Genomic DNA, 14,619 nt, shown 5'->3' with positions numbered 1-14,619 from the left:
CCGCAGTTTCACGTGAACTCCCATCAAGGCAAAGGCATTCGAAAAATGGATCTGGTGGTACAGGCAGGGCCACCGGTCAGCGTCTGACCACAGCGGAGGCGCCCGCAATCAGTGCCTCCACCTCCTCGATCGAGGCCATGGCGACGTCGCCGGGTGTCGTCATGGTGAGGGCGCCGAGGGCAGTGCCGTAGGCGAGGGCCCGCTCCAAATCGGCGCCGGCGAGCAGGCCGTGAATCAGGCCGGCGGCGAACCCGTCACCGGAGCCGATGCGGTCCAGGACGTGCAGCCCGGGCATCCGGGGGCCGGTGACGTACCCGGTCTCCGCCGACCATGCGGCCGAGGACCAGTCGTTGACGCCGGCCGAGGGGACCTCGCGCAGGGTGGTCGCCAGCACCCGCGCGTCGGGGAGCAGACCAGCCACCGAGGCGAGCGCGTCCGGCACCTCGTCGGCGCCGAAGCGGTCGGCGCCCGGATGACGGCCCGCCATCCCCAGGGCGCCCACGATGACATCGGCGTGCCGGGCGAGCCGCAGGTCGGCCTCGCGAGCCCGCTCCGGTCCACCGCGGCCGGCCCACAGGCTGGAGCGGTAGTTGGGGTCGTACGAGACGGTGACACCGTGGCGGCGGGCGGCCGCCATCGCCTCCTCGGCGACCTCGACGGTGGTGTCCGACAGCCCGGCGAAGATGCCACCGGTGTGGAACCAGCGGACCCCCGCCGCGAAGACCGTGTCCCAGTCGACGTCTCCCTTGCACAGCTGGGAGACGGCGGTGTGGGCGCGGTCGCTGACGCCGAGCGCGCCACGGATGCCGAAGCCGCGCTCGACGAAGTTCAGGCCGTTGCGCGCGGTGCGGCCGATGCCCTCCTCCGGGACCCAGCGGATCAGCGAGGTGTCGACACCGCCCTGCAGGATCAGGTCCTCGACGAGCCGGCCCACCGCGTTGTCGGCAAGCGCGGTGACCACGGCCGTACGCAGGCCGAAGCAGCGGCGCAGACCGCGTGCGACGTTGTACTCGCCGCCGCCTTCCCACACGTGGAAGGTTCGGGCGGTGCGGATCCGCCCCTCCCCCGGGTCGAACCGCAGCATGACCTCGCCGAGCGCCACCACCTCGGTCATGGCGTCCCCACGGCCTCGGCCGTCAGGCGACGGATCTCCGCCCAGTCCCCGTTCTCCAGGTGCGCGGGCGTCGCCATCCAACTACCGCCGACGGCAAGGACCGAGGGCTCGGCGAGGTAGCCGGCCAGCAGGTCGACACCGATCCCACCGGTCGGCATGAAGCGCACGCCTGGGAAGGGCGCCGCGAGCGCGCGGAGCGCCCGCAGGCCGCCGACGGCCTGGGCGGGGAAGAGCTTGACGGTGTCGAGGCCGGCCCGCAGGGCCCGCATCAGCTCGGTGGCGGTGGCGATGCCGGGCACCACGGGCACGCCCAACTCCCGGCACTTGGCGACGACTTCCTCGTCGAAGCCGGGGGAGACGACGAACCGGGCCCCGGCCGCCACCGCACGTTCCGCCTGCTCGGCGGTGAGGACCGTGCCGGCCCCGACGGCCAGGCCGCCGTGGGCCGCCATCGTCTTGAGCACCTGCTCGGCGTCCGGGGTGCGGAAGGTGACCTCGGCGCACGTGGCGCCGCCTGCCGCGAGCGCCTCGGCCAGCGGGCCCGACGTGGCCGGCTGACGCACGGTCAGCACCGGCACGACACGAGCGCCCGCCAGGACGGCACCCAGGGAGGTGGTCATCGGCCCAGCCACCCGCCGTCGACGGGCAGCACGGTGCCGTGGATGTAGGCGGCGGCGTCCGAGGCCAGGAAGACCGTGGCGCCCGCCAGGTCCTCGGCCCGGCCCCAGCGGCCGGCCGGGATCCGCTCCAGGATCGACTTGCTGCGGGCCGGATCGTCCTGCAGCGCCTGGGTGTTGTCCGTGGCGATGTAGCCCGGCGCGATGGCATTGACGTTGACGCCACGCCCGGCCCACTCGTTGGCCAGCGCCTTGGTGAGGCCGGTGACACCGTGCTTGGCGGCGGTGTAGCCGGGGACCGTGATGCCGCCCTGGAAGCTGAGCAGCGAGGCCGTGAAGATGATCTTGCCCTGACCCCGGGCGACCATCGCCCCGCCCACCGCCCGAGCCAGCGCGAACTGCGCACTCAGGTTGACCTGGAGCACCAAGTCCCAGTCGGCGTCCGGGTGTTCGGCGGCCGGTGCGCGGCGGATCGTACCGGCGTTGTTGACCAGGATGTCCACCGGCCGCTGACGGCCCGCCAGGTCCGCACCCAGCACCCGCACCGCGTCCGGGTCGGCGAAGTCGGTACGGATCGCCTCGAAGGTACGCCCGGCAGCGAGGACGTCCTTCTCCACGTCGCTGCCGGTGTCCTCCAGGTTGGCGCTGACGCCGATGACGTCCGCGCCGGCCTCGGCCAGGGCGCGGGCCATGGCCCGGCCGATGCCGCGCCGGGCTCCGGTGACGACGGCGAGCCTGCCCGTCAGGTCGAAGGCGCTCATGCGGTCGCTCCCTGGGTGTCGTCGGTGCAGTCCACCAGGATCTTCATCACGTCGCCGCCGCCCTCCAGGGCCTCGAACGCCGCGGGCGCCTCCGTCAGCGGCACGACCTTGCTGATCAGCCGCTCGGCCGGGATCGTGCCGTCAGCCACCAGCGCCACCGCCCGCTCGAAGTCGGAACGGTCGTACAACCGGGCGCCCACCAGGGTGAGTTCACGCCAGAAGAACCCGTGCAGGTTGATCTCGCGGGGCCGGGGGTGGATCGCCACCAGACACAGCCTGCCGCGCACCCCCAGCACCTCCACGGCAGTGTCGACGCCGGCCGCCGCACCGGACACCTCGAACGCGACATCCGCACCCGCGCCGCCGGTCCACTCCACCACCGCCGCGGGCACGTCGGAGGCGGCCGGGTCCCAGGCGGCGAGCCCCAACTCCTCGGCCAGTGAACGCCGGTGGGAACTCGGCTCCACCACCCGGACCTCCGCCCCGGCTGCCCGCGCCACCAACGCGATCAGGATCCCGACCGGACCGCCGCCCACCACCACGACCCGCTCGCCGGGCAGCACTGCGGCGCGGCCCACGTCGTGGACCGCCACGGCGGTGGGCTCGACCAGCGCCGCGTGCTCCAGCGCGAGGTCGGAGGGCAGGCGCACCAGGGTGGACGCGGGAACGGTCCAGCGCTGCTGCATCGCGCCCGGCGAGTCGATGCCGATGAAGTCCAGGTTCTGGCAGATGTGCTGATGACCGCTCAGGCACGCCGGGCAGGTGCCGTCCCAGCGCAGCGGCATCACCGTCACCGCGTCCCCGGGCTGCCAGCCCTCCACCCCGGCGCCGACCTTCAGCACGCGGCCGGACATCTCGTGGCCGAGGACGGCCGGCGCGGCCACCCGGGCGTCCATGTCGCCGTGGAAGATGTGCAGATCGGTCCCGCAGATCCCCACGTACGCGGGCGCCAGCAGCACCTCGCCGGGGCCGGGCTCGGACGGCTCGACCGGAGCCGTGTCCAGCGTCCGGGCGGCCGTGTAACGAACAGCAAGCGTCATCGTGATCCCACAGTCTCTTCGGTACGGGTGAGGCGGTAGAAGGCGGTCGCGGTGCCCGCGAGAACCGCCGAGGTCTCGTCGGCGGAGCACCCGTCGAGCAGTTCGTCCACCGTGGCGGCCCAGCGGTTCCAGCCGCCCGCGAGGTTCGCCACCGGCCAGTCCGAGCCGAACATCAGCCGGTCGGGGCCGAAGGCGCTCAGCAGCACGTCCCACACCGGGCGGATGTCGGCGGTGGTCCAGGCGTGGTGGTCGGCCTCGGTGATCAGGCCCGACACCTTGCAGACCACCTGGGGATGCCCGGCCAGCCGGCGCAGCCGGCTCTCCCACTCCCCCAGGTCGCCGCCGGCGATGTCCGGCTTGCCCGCGTGGTTCAGCACCTGGGGCAGGCCGGGGAAGCGCTCGGCCAGCCGGGCCGCCTGGTCGAGCTGGTGGCTGCGGACGAGCACGTCGTAGCCGAGCCCACGCGCCTCGACCGCCGCCAACCCGCGCTCCGCGTCGGCCCGTTGCAGCCATTCCGGGTCCGTTTCGCCCTGGACCAGGCTGCGCAGCGACCGCAGGTGGCCGCCGCCCGGCCCGGCGAGCAGCCGGTCGAGCTCGTCACCGACGGCGGCGGACGTGAGGTCCACCCAGCCGACCACTGCGCCGATCAGCGGCTCCCGTGCGGCGAGCGCGAGCAGGTCCTCGGTCTCGGGCACGTCCGGTACGCACTGCACGACCACCGTGCTGTGCAGGCGGCGGCCGGCCACCGCCCGGGTGGCGGTGGAGCGCAGGTCGTCGGGGGTGAACGTACGGCGGATCGACGTCAGGGCGGGCTCGTCGAGCCACGACTGCGGGCGCTGGGCGAGGTCCCACAGGTGGTGGTGGGCGTCGATGAGCGCGGGCGGCGGGGTGGGTGTCACTGGAGGCTCCGGGTGGGGTCGGTCCGGCGCGGCGGCCGGGTCAGGCGCCGGGTTCGCTCAGGTGCCAGATCTCGGGGAGTTCCGTCCACTGGCGGGAGTCGCCCCGGTCGGGCCAGGGCTCCTGGCAGGGGTCGGTGAGCTTCCACCACTCCTGGGTCTCGGGGTCGGCTTCGAGGACCGCGATGTCGGCCTCGAAGTCCTCGCCGTGGTACTCGAAGTAGGCGAACAGCGCGTCCCCGTGCAGGTAGATGCTGTAGTTGCGGATCTGCGCCCGGTGCAGGGCGGCCTCGACTCCGGGCCAGACGGCGGAGTGGAGTTCGAGGTACTCCTCGCGGTGCTCGGGCCGGAGCCTGATGGTCTGGGCGAAGCGCTTCATGCGGACTCCTCCTCCGTGGCGGCGTGCGACTCGTCGGCCTGCGACCCGTCGACCTGCGCCTCGCCGGCCGAACTGCCGAACGGCGAGCGGTAGTTGGGTGCCTGGGTGCGGAGCTCGAGCCCGAGCGTCAGCCGGATCCGGGTGGACGCGGGCAGCCGGACCGTCAGGAACGTGCCGTCGCAGACCGCTTCGGCCTCGCCGACCACCGGCTCCGTGTGGCCGTAGTCGTACATGCCGCCCATCCAGCCGTCGTCCGCACAGGTCGTGTACCGGACCGAGGTGATGGTGTGCTCGGCGAGGGCGCCCGCCTGGACGATCACCGTCCGCTCCGCCTCGGGCGAGAGGTTGACCAGCTCGACGGTGGTCGCCTCCGGGTCGATGGAGGTGACCAGCGCGGCCACGTCCTGCGGCAGTCCCGCGCGGCGGGCCTCGGCGTCGTGGTAGCGCAGCCGGGCCTGCTGCAGGCCGCCGTTGTAGAGCACCTGGGGGCCGCCCCAGGTCAGCTGGACGAGGGCTTCGGTGGCCACGGGGTTGGACTGCTGCCACACGTGGATGTCGGCTTCGTCCACGTCCAGGTCGCGGTAGGCGTCCATCCGCCGCAGGCGGTGGCGGACCTGCGCCTGGGCGGCCGCGAGGATCCGCTCGGGGTAGCCGGGGTCGTCACCGGCCAGGAACGCGAACCAGGCCTTCTCGTGCCCGGACTCCTCCTTGGCCCGGAACGGCCTGACGGTGCGCCAGTCGATGGGGTCCGCTTCGCGCAGCCGCTCCAGCCGGACGCGGTCCGCGTCGGAGGCGGTGTGGTGCCAGAGCGCCACCGGCACCGGCGCGGTGACCGGGTTGTAGTCGAACCAGCCCGAGTCGTTGTGCCGGAACGGGAGGTGGAGCGTCGGCTTGTCGACGTCCGGGCCGAGTTCGGCCACCCACTTGGACCGGAGGCTGGAGTCCGCCTCGCTGAAGGGCATCACCTTGCCCCGGGCGATCAGGGCGTCGAGCGAGGTGGTGACCATCGAGAGGTAGTCGTCGTCCCCGGTGGTCGCCGCCGCGGCGAGCGCCGCCACGGTCGCCGCGTGGCCCACGCTGTGCCAGCCGTGCGGCCAGGACCAGCCGTAGTGGGCGCCGTACCAGCGCCCTTCCAGCAGGCCGCCGACCTCCCCGTCCGGGCTGACGTTGTCGGGGATGATGCCGTCGTTCGCCAGCGTGCGGTCCCGCCACGCGCCGACGTACTCGACGATCCAGTCGCGGTAGCGCTGCTCGCCGGAGACCACCCAGGCGTTGAGGACGAGACCGGCCGCCGCGAGGTTGACCGCGGTGTCGCCGACGCCTATCCGGTCCCGCATCTGCGTCCCCAGCCGCGGGTCCGCTGACAGCGGGAACGGGCCGCCCTCCGCCTCGGGGATCCACTCCAGCGGGTAGCCGTAGGTGTCCGCCTCCTTCTGCAGCCACGGGTACACGTCGCCCTCGGACAGGCCCCGCCGCTCCGTGTCACTGCCGTTGTGCGGGCGAGTGATGATGCGGTGCTCGGGGTCGTAGTTGCCGTGGGCCGGGTCGACGTACAGGTCGGCGAACCGCAGGGCGCGTTCGGACCAGCGCTCCGGGTCGGCCATGCACAGGAAGTAGAGCAGCAGCAGGCTCTCGCCCTGGTGGAACCAGTCGTAGCCGCGCTCGTACTCGTCGTGGAGCATGTCGAGTTCGGTGAGGTGCCTGGTCACCCCCTCCCAGTGCTTCTCACTGGCCGTCAGGAGGTCGTCGGCGCCGCCGAGGAGGTAGAGCTGCGGCCAGTTGAAGAAGACCTCGTAGAAGTCGTCCACGCCGTCCCGGGTGGTCAGTTCGCCGTTGTAGTTCAGCCGGCCGTCGGGGCCGGTGAAGTCACGGGCGAAGCGGCGCCAGCCGTGGTCGAGCAGGTCGAACAGCGCGCGCTGCGCCACCGCCCAGCCGGGCGGTTCGAGCAGCGGCACCCCGGCCTGGATCTCCGGCGGGGAGGCGTCCTCGCCCGAGGGGTGTTCGGTGGAGCTGAGTGACATGGGGAGGATCTCCGATCGGGGTGACGGCACGGGCGTCATTCCTTGGTGGCTCCGGCGAGCATTCCGCTGACCAGGAAGCGCTGGGCGAAGAGGAAGACCACCAGTACCGGTGTGATGGCCACCAGGGTGGCGAGGGCCAGCTGCGGGCGCTCGACGGCGAGCGATCCGGCGGTCGGGTTGAACTGCGGCACGCTGCTGAGCAGGTTGCCGACGCCCACCTGGATCGGCATCTGGTCGCTCTCGGGGAGCATCACGTAGGGCAGGAAGTAGTTGGTCCAGTTGGCGACGAAGCTGAAGAAGCCCACCAGCGCGATGACCGGCGTCGCCAGCGGCAGTGCCACGTGGCGGAAGACACCGAACTCGGAGCAGCCGTCCATCCGGGCGGCCGCCAGCAGGTCCTTCGGTACGGCGGTGGTGAAGTAGATGTACGTCAGGTACACACCGAACGGGTAGAACGCGTACGGCAGGACGATCGACCACATCGTGCCGATCAGCCGGGCCGCGTTGATCTCCAGGAACAGCGGCACCACCAGCGTGGCGGTCGGCATCAGCATCACGATCAGGGTCGCGATCAGCAGGGTCCGCCGGCCGCGGAACTCGGTCATGGCCAGCGCGTACCCGGCAGGCACCGAGACGCCGAGCGTGATGACCAGTGAGATCACGGCGTACAGCGCGGAGTTGCCCAGCCACAGCAGGATCGCGCCGTCCTGGAAGCCGGTCAGCGAGTCCCAGTTGTCCAGCAGCGCCTGGAAGGAGCCGAAGGAGAGCGGGTGGCCGTGCACCAGCTGCTGGTCGGTCTTGGTCGCCGCGAGGACGAGCCAGAGCACCGGCAGGACGAAGAACACCACGAACACGGTGAGTACGGAGCCGGCCAGCAGCCGGTACGAAGTGCTCGAAGTGGCAGGGGTCTTGCTCTTAATCAGCATCGAAGAATCCCGACCGTGCGACGAAGAAGCCGGCCACCGACGCGCTGACGACCAGGAGCTCCACCGAGACCGCGGCGGCTCCGTTGATGTTGTTCATCTGGAAGGCGAAGTCGTAGGTCAGCTGGTTGAGGGAGTAGTCGCGACCGGCCACGCCCACGCTGGCGAGGGAGAGCAGTTGCGGCTCGACGAAGAGCTGGACGCCGCCCGCGAAGGCCAGGATCACCATGTAGACGATCCACTTGCGGAGCATCGGGATCTGCACGTGCCAGGCGGTCTTCCACGCACCCGCGCCGTCGATCCGGGCAGCTTCCAGCACGTCCTGGGGGATGTTGTTGAGCGCGCCGTACATGACGACTATCCAGCCGCCCGCCCCGGTCCAGAAGGCGATGATCGTGAACAGCACCGCCAGGTTGCCCGGTGCGATCACCTGGCCGAAGGTGTCGAAGCCCATGCCCGACAGCAGCGACCTGACCGGGCTCACCGTCGGGTCGAGCATGAAGAGCCACACCAGCACGCTCGCGGCACCCGCCAGCGCGCCGGGGATGTAGTAGAGGAAGCGCAGCGTCCGGCTGACCGGCCCGGAGGCCAGCCGGTGCAGCAGCAGCGCCAGCGCCACCACGAACACCACCAGCGAGACCAGCCAGAACAGCAAGTAGACCGCCACGTGGCCGACCGCGTCCAGGAACCGGAAGTCCTGCGCCGTGCCGACGAAGTTGGCGAAGCCGGTGAACGTGCCCCCCGCGTCGGTGAAGGCGAAGTACACGGCGTAGCCGATCGGGAGGACCCCGAAGGCGACCAGCAGGATCGTGTAACCGGCGACGAAGGCCGGGCCGGCCCAGCCCTGGCCGGCGCCACGAGGGCGCCGACCGGGGCCGGCCGGTGAGGAGGTGACACTCACGAGTTGACCTTGTATCCGAACGACTGGGCGTGCTTGACGATCGCGTCCTGCCAGGCCGGCAGCAGCGAGGCGATGGTCTGACCCTGGGTCAGACCGGGCTTGACGGTGGCCGCCCAGATGGCCTCCTGGCTGAACTGGCCCGAGCCCCAGCCCGGCCACACCTGGGAGGAGCCCTCCTTGAGCGCGCCGAGGTCCCCGACGAAGTACCCGGCGGTGCCCTGGGCCTTCAGCCAGTTCTCGGCGGCGGGCGCGTACGCCGGGAAGCCGGGGGACTTCTCACCCTGGTAGGCGTTGTCGGTGGTGACCCACGTCAGGAAGTCGGTGGCCGCCTTGAGGTTGGTGGAGTGCTGGGACAGCAGCCAGGTACCGCCACCGACGTTGCCGGTGGCCGGCGAGGTCTCGCCCTGCCACTGGGGGATCGGGGCCACGGCGATCGTCTTGCTCGCGGTCTTGAGGGTGTCCTTGAACACCGCGCCGCCGAACCAGGCCGGGCCGGGCATGAGCAGCACCTTGTCGGCCTCGTTCTTGGCGAACTCGGTGCTGAAGACGCCGCTGATGGACATCGACTTGTTCTTGATCAGCCCGTCCATCAGATTGGCCATCTTGGTGCAGTTCTCACCGGTGGTGTTCACCTCGACGGACTTGGGGCCGGTGATGTGGTTGGCCCCGCACTTGCTCGCCCAGAGGTAGATCTCGGGGCTGAAGGAGTCACCGGCGTCGCCCACCAGGTAACCCGGGTGCTCGGCGGCCACCTTCTCGCCGAGCTTCTGGTACTCCTCCCAGGTCTTGGGGACGGTGTAGCCGAACTGCTTCATCAGCGGCGCGTTGTACCAGAGCACCGCCTGCGAGAGGTCGTTGCGCAGGCAGTGGACGGTGCCGTTGACGGTACAGACGTCGTTGGCGCCCTTGGCGAACCCGCCCAGGGTCGCCGCCGGGATCAGGCCCTTGTCGAGCGGCGCCGCGAAGCCCGCGTCGACCGCCCAGGTCACCTCGTTGTTCTGCGAGCTGAAGACGACATCCGGCCAGCCCTTGCCGGTCCGGTTGAAGAGCTGGACCTTGGTCTGGAGGTAGTTCGACCCGTTGGCGTCACCGTCGTAGGTGACGATGTCCAACTTCGCCTCCGGGTGGAGCTCCTGATACTGCTTCGCGGCGGCGACCCGGGTGGCGTCCACCCAGACCGTCACCGTTCCGTCCGTCTGCGCCGCCTGGGCGAAGCCGTCCTTGGTGGTCTTCTCGGGTGCCGAACCACCACAGGCGGCCACGGTCATTGCCATCGTGGCCGCACACGCGGCCAGCAACACCGATCGTCTCTTCGTCATGAACGACTCCACTGCAGAGGCCCCGACCAGGTCGGGAGGTGGGGTGGGTCGACGCCGGGCCATCCCGCTCCGCCGTCGGTACGGAGGGCTGCCGTTCCACTGCCGCCCTTGGTGGAATAAATTAGCCGCCCTATCGAGAGAGCCGTCAAGGGTTTTCACAGGCTCATTCCGGACACCTTTGGACCGACTCCCCGTCGACACAACGACCTTATGCCCGAGATAACAGCCTTTGTTACGACTCACTGGTCGATTCACACCGATAATCTTTGGCAGATGAGTAGTACTCATCAATGCCTGCGGTACGATGAGCCAGCTCCACAGCGATCAATGAACCCTCGCGCCAGTCAGCCCGGAGGCAGGACAGATGAACGACACGCCCACGACCGGAACGGCCCTGCCCGGGCAGGCCACCCCCGCCGTCGCAGCAGCCGTGAACGGCTCGGGCGAGGAGCGGCGGGACTACCGGCCCGGGTACGAGATCGTGTCGGAGCAGATCCTCGAGTACATCGCCGGCGAACGCCTGGTGGCGGGCGACCGGCTGCCCACCGAGCACGACCTGGCCAAGACGCTCAACACCAGCAGGGCGGTGGTGCGGGAGGCCGTGAAGATCCTCTCGGCGCTCGGCCGGGTCCGTGCCCACAAGGGGCGCGGTCTGTTCGTCGCGGACGACGAGGGCATGCTCATCACCAGCCGCTGGGGCGGCTTCTTCCGCCCCGTCGACCTCGACCACGTCCTCATGCTGTTCGAATTCCGCAAGGTTCAGGAGACCGCCGCCAGCAGTCTGGCGGCCACCCGGGCCACGCCGGCCGAGCTGCGCACCATCGAGGTCGCCATGCAGCAGTGCCGGCACGGGGTCGAACACGAGCAGGTCGACATCTTCAACCAGGCGGACGACGACTTCCACACCGCCGTGGCCACCGCCGCGCACAACACCTTCCTGCTCAGCGCCGTACGCGACGCCCGTCGACTGCAGCGGCAGTCCAGCGCCATCGGCATCCACGACATGCTCGGCGATGCCGCCAGGGCCGCGGTCGAGGAGCACGAGGCGATCTACCGGGCGATCCGCGACGGCCGGCCCGAGGAGGCGGCCGCGGCCACGGTGATCCACCTCGACCGGACGCTGGAGGACTACCGACGGGAGATCCAGCGCCGCCTGTTCGGGTAGCGCGTCGCGGCGACGACGAGATCCGATGTTTCTCCCTCGCTGAGCGACCAGTTGGGCTGACCGGCACTCAACTCCGGGGATTCATCGGATCGTTCTGTGTGCACGAGCCTTGACATGGACCCGCGACCGGCGTTTTGCTGAACCGTCGAGAGTGTTCGATCTCGGTTGGTTCTGGTCGGTTCCGTTCTCCTTGCAGAGGTGAAACCTTGTACCCCAGCCCTTTACGCAACCGTCGCCCGATCAGCCGGTGGCTTCTTGCCCTGCTGGCCACCCTCGGGACGGTGCTGCTGCCCGCCGCGGAGGCCCACGCGGCCTCGGTGGGATTCACCCTGGGCGCCGCCCGCACCGACCAGAACGGCAACGCACTCCAACTGCACGGGCTCGGCATCGTCAAGGCGGGGAGCACCTGGTACGGCTTCGGCGAGGACAAGACCGGCCGGAACTCGACGGACACCTCGTTCCAGAACATCCCCTGCTACACCTCCAACGACCTCGGCACCTGGACCTACCAGGGCGCGGCGCTGACCAGGCAGAGCAGCGGAGATCTGGGGCCGAACCGGATCGTCGAGCGGCCGAAGGTCATCCACAACGCCTCGACCGGCACGTACGTGATGTACCTGCACATCGACAACGCCGACTACTCCGACGCGAAAGCCGGCGTGGCCACCAGCAGCACCCCCTGCGGCCCGTACACCTACCGGGGCAGCTTCCGCCCGCTGGGCAACGTCAGCCGTGACCTGGGTCTGTTCCAGGAGAGCGACGGCACCGGCTACCTGCTGACCGAGGACCGCAACAGCGGCGGCCTGCGGATCGACAAGCTCTCCGCCGACTACCTCTCGGTGGACAGCGCGGTCGTCCTGATGGGCGGCGGCCCGATCGAGTCCCCGGCCCTGGTGAAGGTCGGTGGCACCTACTACATGCTGGGGTCGCACCTGACGGGCTGGAACCTCAACGACAACGTCTACGCCACCGCCACCTCCCTGAGCGGACCGTGGTCGTCCTGGAAGAACCTGGCCGCTCCCGGCACCAACACGTACGCGAGCCAGACGGCCAACATCATCACCGTCCAGGGCTCCGCGGGCACCACGTACCTCTACGCGGGCGACCGCTGGGACACCGGCGACCTGGGCAACTCCAAGCTGATCTGGCTCCCGCTGACCATCCGGGGGACGACGGTGAACCTCGGCCAGTACCCCAGCTGGTCCCTCGACACGGCGGCGGGCACCTGGTCGGCCGGCAGCGGAATCCCCTCCCCCGGCACCTACTCCCTGACCAACGCGGCCAGTTCGATGCTGCTGGACGTGTCCGGCAACTCCACCGCCAACGGGGGCGCGATCATCCAGTGGCCGGCCACCGGCGGGGCCAACCAGAAGTGGACGCTCAGCAAGGTGGCGGACAACGTCTACACCCTGGCCGGCGTCAGCAGCGGACTCTGCCTGGACGTTCCCGGCAGGTCGACCGCCACCGGTGTGCAGTTGCAGCAGTGGACCTGCAACGGCGGCACCAACCAGCAGTGGGCGCTGGACCTCACCGGCAGCCTCACCGGCAGCAAGTACGCGCTGGTCAACATCGCCAGCGGCCTGACCATCGGCACCGGCGGCTCGACCACCCAGGGCGTCGCGGTGGCCCAGGAGAGCAGCACCGGTGCTCGCGCCACCAGCCAGAACTGGACCCTGTCCTGACGGACCGACAGCAGCGGGCCCGGCCGACGGCCGGGCCCGCTGCTCTTCAGGTATCCGGACTAGTTCGCGGTGAAGTAGCCCGCGACGTCGGCGACCAGGTCGACGTTGCCCGCGGCGTTGAAGAACCACACTCCTCCGCCGACGGGGGTGATCACGGCGTTCGGTACGGTCTGGCCCGCCGTGAAGTTGAGGTTGGAGGAGCTGGGCGTGGCCTGCTTGCCGCCGAAGACACTGACGTAGCCGGCCGTCGAGGCGTTGGTGGCGGTGACGTTGAGCGCGACGGCCGTGGCGCCGAACGGCGGGACGCCGTTCCTCCAGCTGTCGATCGGGACGTTGACCTTCTTGCCGCCCTGGATCGGGGCGTGCACGCCGCCGGTGCCGTTGCGGCTGTCCAGCGCGCGGGTCGGGCCGGTGGGCACGAAGACCGAGCCGGTGCCGGAGTAGTACCCGGCCAGGTCGGCGATCAGCTCGGTGGAGCCGCCGGCGTTGTAGAAGGTGACCTTGCCGTCCACCACCGGCACCGAAACCAGGTTCGGGACGGTCTGGCCCGCCGTGAAGTTGAGGTTCGAGGCGGTCGGGCGGCTCTGGCCGTGCGGGTAGACCGTGACGTACCCGCCGGTGGTGCCCTGGGTCGCGGTCACGTTCAGGACGACGGAGGTCACGCCGGTCGCGGGCACGCCGTTCTGCCCGGCGACCTGGAGGGTGACCTCCTGGCCCGGGCCGACCGGGGCCTTGGGGACGCCGATCGCGGACCGGGTGTCCATCACCCGGGTCGGCCCGGCGGTGGTGAAGCGGGAGCCGGTGCCGGCGGAGGTGTAGTAGCCGCCGATGTCGCCGACCAGGTCGGTGGTCCCGGCGGCGTTGTAGAGGGTGATCTTGCCGTCCACCACCGGGACGGTGACCAGGTTCGGGACGGTCTGACCGGCCGTGAAGTTGAGGTTCGAGGCGGTCGGGCGGCTCTGGCCGTGCGGATAGACCGTGACGTAGCTGTTCTGGGTGGCGTTGGTGGCCGTGACGTTCAGGACCACGGCGGTGACGCCGGTGGCCGGGATGCCGTTGGCACCCGCGATCTGCAGCGTGACCTCGCCGTTCGGGCCGACCGGGGCCTGGGGGGCGCCGATCGCGGACCGGGTGTCCAGGGCGCGCACCGGCGTGACGGGCTTGAACGTCCCGGCGGTGCCGGTGGGGAAGCTCTTGCCGTCGGCGACGTAGTGCAGACCGCCGCCGGCCTGCACCGTGCCCTGGGCGCCGGTGACCTTGAACTGGCCCGGCAGCTGGGCCGACCGCAGGCCGGAGCCGGCCGAGAACTGCATGGTGATCGCGCCGTTGGCGGTCGTCCCGGGGCCGTGCGGCAGGACGCTGAACACCGGGGACTCCATCGTCAGCGAGCCGTCGCCGTTCACCTTCCACGGCCAGGTCTCGGCGCTCTGCAGACCGCCCCCGTCGGTGATGGCCGCGTTCATCACGATCGTCCGGGAGAGCTGCTGCGCGGTGTAGCCGCTGGCGGTGACGGACTCGGCGGAGATCGTGTAACTCGCCCTCAGGCCCGCCAGACCTGCGGGCGGCAGGTTGTGAATGAAGGCCACGCAGACCCGGTTGTAGTCCACCCCGCCCGCGAGCTCGAACGGGCGGTCGGCCGACCACGGAACCCTGATGTCCGGATTGGCGGTCTCACACTCCAGCTGCAATGTGGCCGGCAACTGTGCCGCACTCGCGGCCTGGACCGGCAGCAGCCCGCCCAGCAGTACGACTCCGGCCGCCCCCAGCCCCACCCGACGGTTGACACGCATGGCGATACCCC

13 protein-coding genes are annotated in these 14,619 nt (G+C 70.6%); 2 read left to right on the top strand and 11 right to left on the bottom strand.

Translation table 11 applies throughout. The annotated features are described in order from the left end of the window. Positions 1-76: 76 nt before the first annotated feature. The 10 genes from F4556_RS33245 to F4556_RS33200 are packed head-to-tail and all read right to left on the bottom strand — an operon-like array spanning position 77 to position 9,971. Complete coding sequence (locus tag F4556_RS33245; RefSeq protein WP_184922810.1) at positions 77-1,114, bottom strand: sugar kinase; 1,038 nt, start codon at positions 1,112-1,114, stop codon at positions 77-79. Next, on the bottom strand, positions 1,111-1,734 hold the full coding sequence (gene eda, locus F4556_RS33240) for a bifunctional 4-hydroxy-2-oxoglutarate aldolase/2-dehydro-3-deoxy-phosphogluconate aldolase (RefSeq protein ID WP_184922808.1): 624 nt from the start codon (positions 1,732-1,734) through the stop codon (positions 1,111-1,113). Before eda ends, F4556_RS33245 begins: the two co-directional genes overlap by 4 nt. Further along, positions 1,731-2,492, bottom strand: a complete 762-nt coding sequence (locus F4556_RS33235; RefSeq protein WP_184922805.1) for an SDR family oxidoreductase — start codon at positions 2,490-2,492, stop codon at positions 1,731-1,733. The genes eda and F4556_RS33235 overlap by 4 nt, the downstream gene beginning before the upstream one ends. Further along, positions 2,489-3,532 (bottom strand): zinc-dependent alcohol dehydrogenase, encoded by a 1,044-nt coding sequence (locus F4556_RS33230; RefSeq protein ID WP_184922803.1) that lies wholly within the window; start codon positions 3,530-3,532, stop codon positions 2,489-2,491. The genes F4556_RS33235 and F4556_RS33230 overlap by 4 nt, the downstream gene beginning before the upstream one ends. Continuing rightward, positions 3,529-4,431, bottom strand: a complete 903-nt coding sequence (locus tag F4556_RS33225; protein ID WP_184922801.1) for an amidohydrolase family protein — start codon at positions 4,429-4,431, stop codon at positions 3,529-3,531. Before F4556_RS33225 ends, F4556_RS33230 begins: the two co-directional genes overlap by 4 nt. A gap of 40 nt (positions 4,432-4,471) precedes the next feature. Then, positions 4,472-4,807, bottom strand: a complete 336-nt coding sequence (locus tag F4556_RS33220) for an L-rhamnose mutarotase (RefSeq protein WP_184922799.1) — start codon at positions 4,805-4,807, stop codon at positions 4,472-4,474. Next, positions 4,804-6,828: a DUF8034 domain-containing protein gene (locus F4556_RS33215; protein WP_184922797.1), complete on the bottom strand. Its 2,025-nt coding sequence runs from the start codon at positions 6,826-6,828 to the stop codon at positions 4,804-4,806. The genes F4556_RS33220 and F4556_RS33215 overlap by 4 nt, the downstream gene beginning before the upstream one ends. Positions 6,829-6,863: 35 nt before the next feature. Continuing rightward, complete coding sequence (locus F4556_RS33210; protein WP_184922795.1) at positions 6,864-7,754, bottom strand: carbohydrate ABC transporter permease; 891 nt, start codon at positions 7,752-7,754, stop codon at positions 6,864-6,866. Then, complete coding sequence (locus F4556_RS33205) at positions 7,744-8,652, bottom strand: carbohydrate ABC transporter permease (RefSeq protein WP_184922793.1); 909 nt, start codon at positions 8,650-8,652, stop codon at positions 7,744-7,746. The genes F4556_RS33210 and F4556_RS33205 overlap by 11 nt, the downstream gene beginning before the upstream one ends. Further along, positions 8,649-9,971, bottom strand: a complete 1,323-nt coding sequence (locus F4556_RS33200) for an ABC transporter substrate-binding protein (protein ID WP_184922791.1) — start codon at positions 9,969-9,971, stop codon at positions 8,649-8,651. The genes F4556_RS33205 and F4556_RS33200 overlap by 4 nt, the downstream gene beginning before the upstream one ends. A gap of 364 nt (positions 9,972-10,335) precedes the next feature. Between F4556_RS33200 and F4556_RS33195 the strand changes: the two genes are divergently transcribed. Both F4556_RS33195 and F4556_RS33190 read left to right on the top strand, forming a co-directional pair. Then, positions 10,336-11,136, top strand: coding sequence for a FadR/GntR family transcriptional regulator (locus tag F4556_RS33195; protein ID WP_184922789.1), 801 nt, complete (start codon positions 10,336-10,338; stop codon positions 11,134-11,136). Between the two features lie 206 nt (positions 11,137-11,342). Next, positions 11,343-12,818 (top strand): RICIN domain-containing protein, encoded by a 1,476-nt coding sequence (locus F4556_RS33190; protein WP_184922787.1) that lies wholly within the window; start codon positions 11,343-11,345, stop codon positions 12,816-12,818. 59 nt (positions 12,819-12,877) lie between these two features. On the opposite strand, the gene F4556_RS33185 is transcribed toward F4556_RS33190, so the two are convergent. Then, positions 12,878-14,608: a hypothetical protein gene (locus F4556_RS33185; protein WP_184922785.1), complete on the bottom strand. Its 1,731-nt coding sequence runs from the start codon at positions 14,606-14,608 to the stop codon at positions 12,878-12,880. Positions 14,609-14,619 lie beyond the last annotated feature (11 nt).

The sequence above is a fragment of the Kitasatospora gansuensis genome (genome assembly GCF_014203705.1).
In the GTDB taxonomy this organism is placed as follows: domain Bacteria; phylum Actinomycetota; class Actinomycetes; order Streptomycetales; family Streptomycetaceae; genus Kitasatospora; species Kitasatospora gansuensis.
Note: the sequence above shows the minus strand (reverse complement) of the source record. Positions and strands in the feature narration are given on the sequence as shown.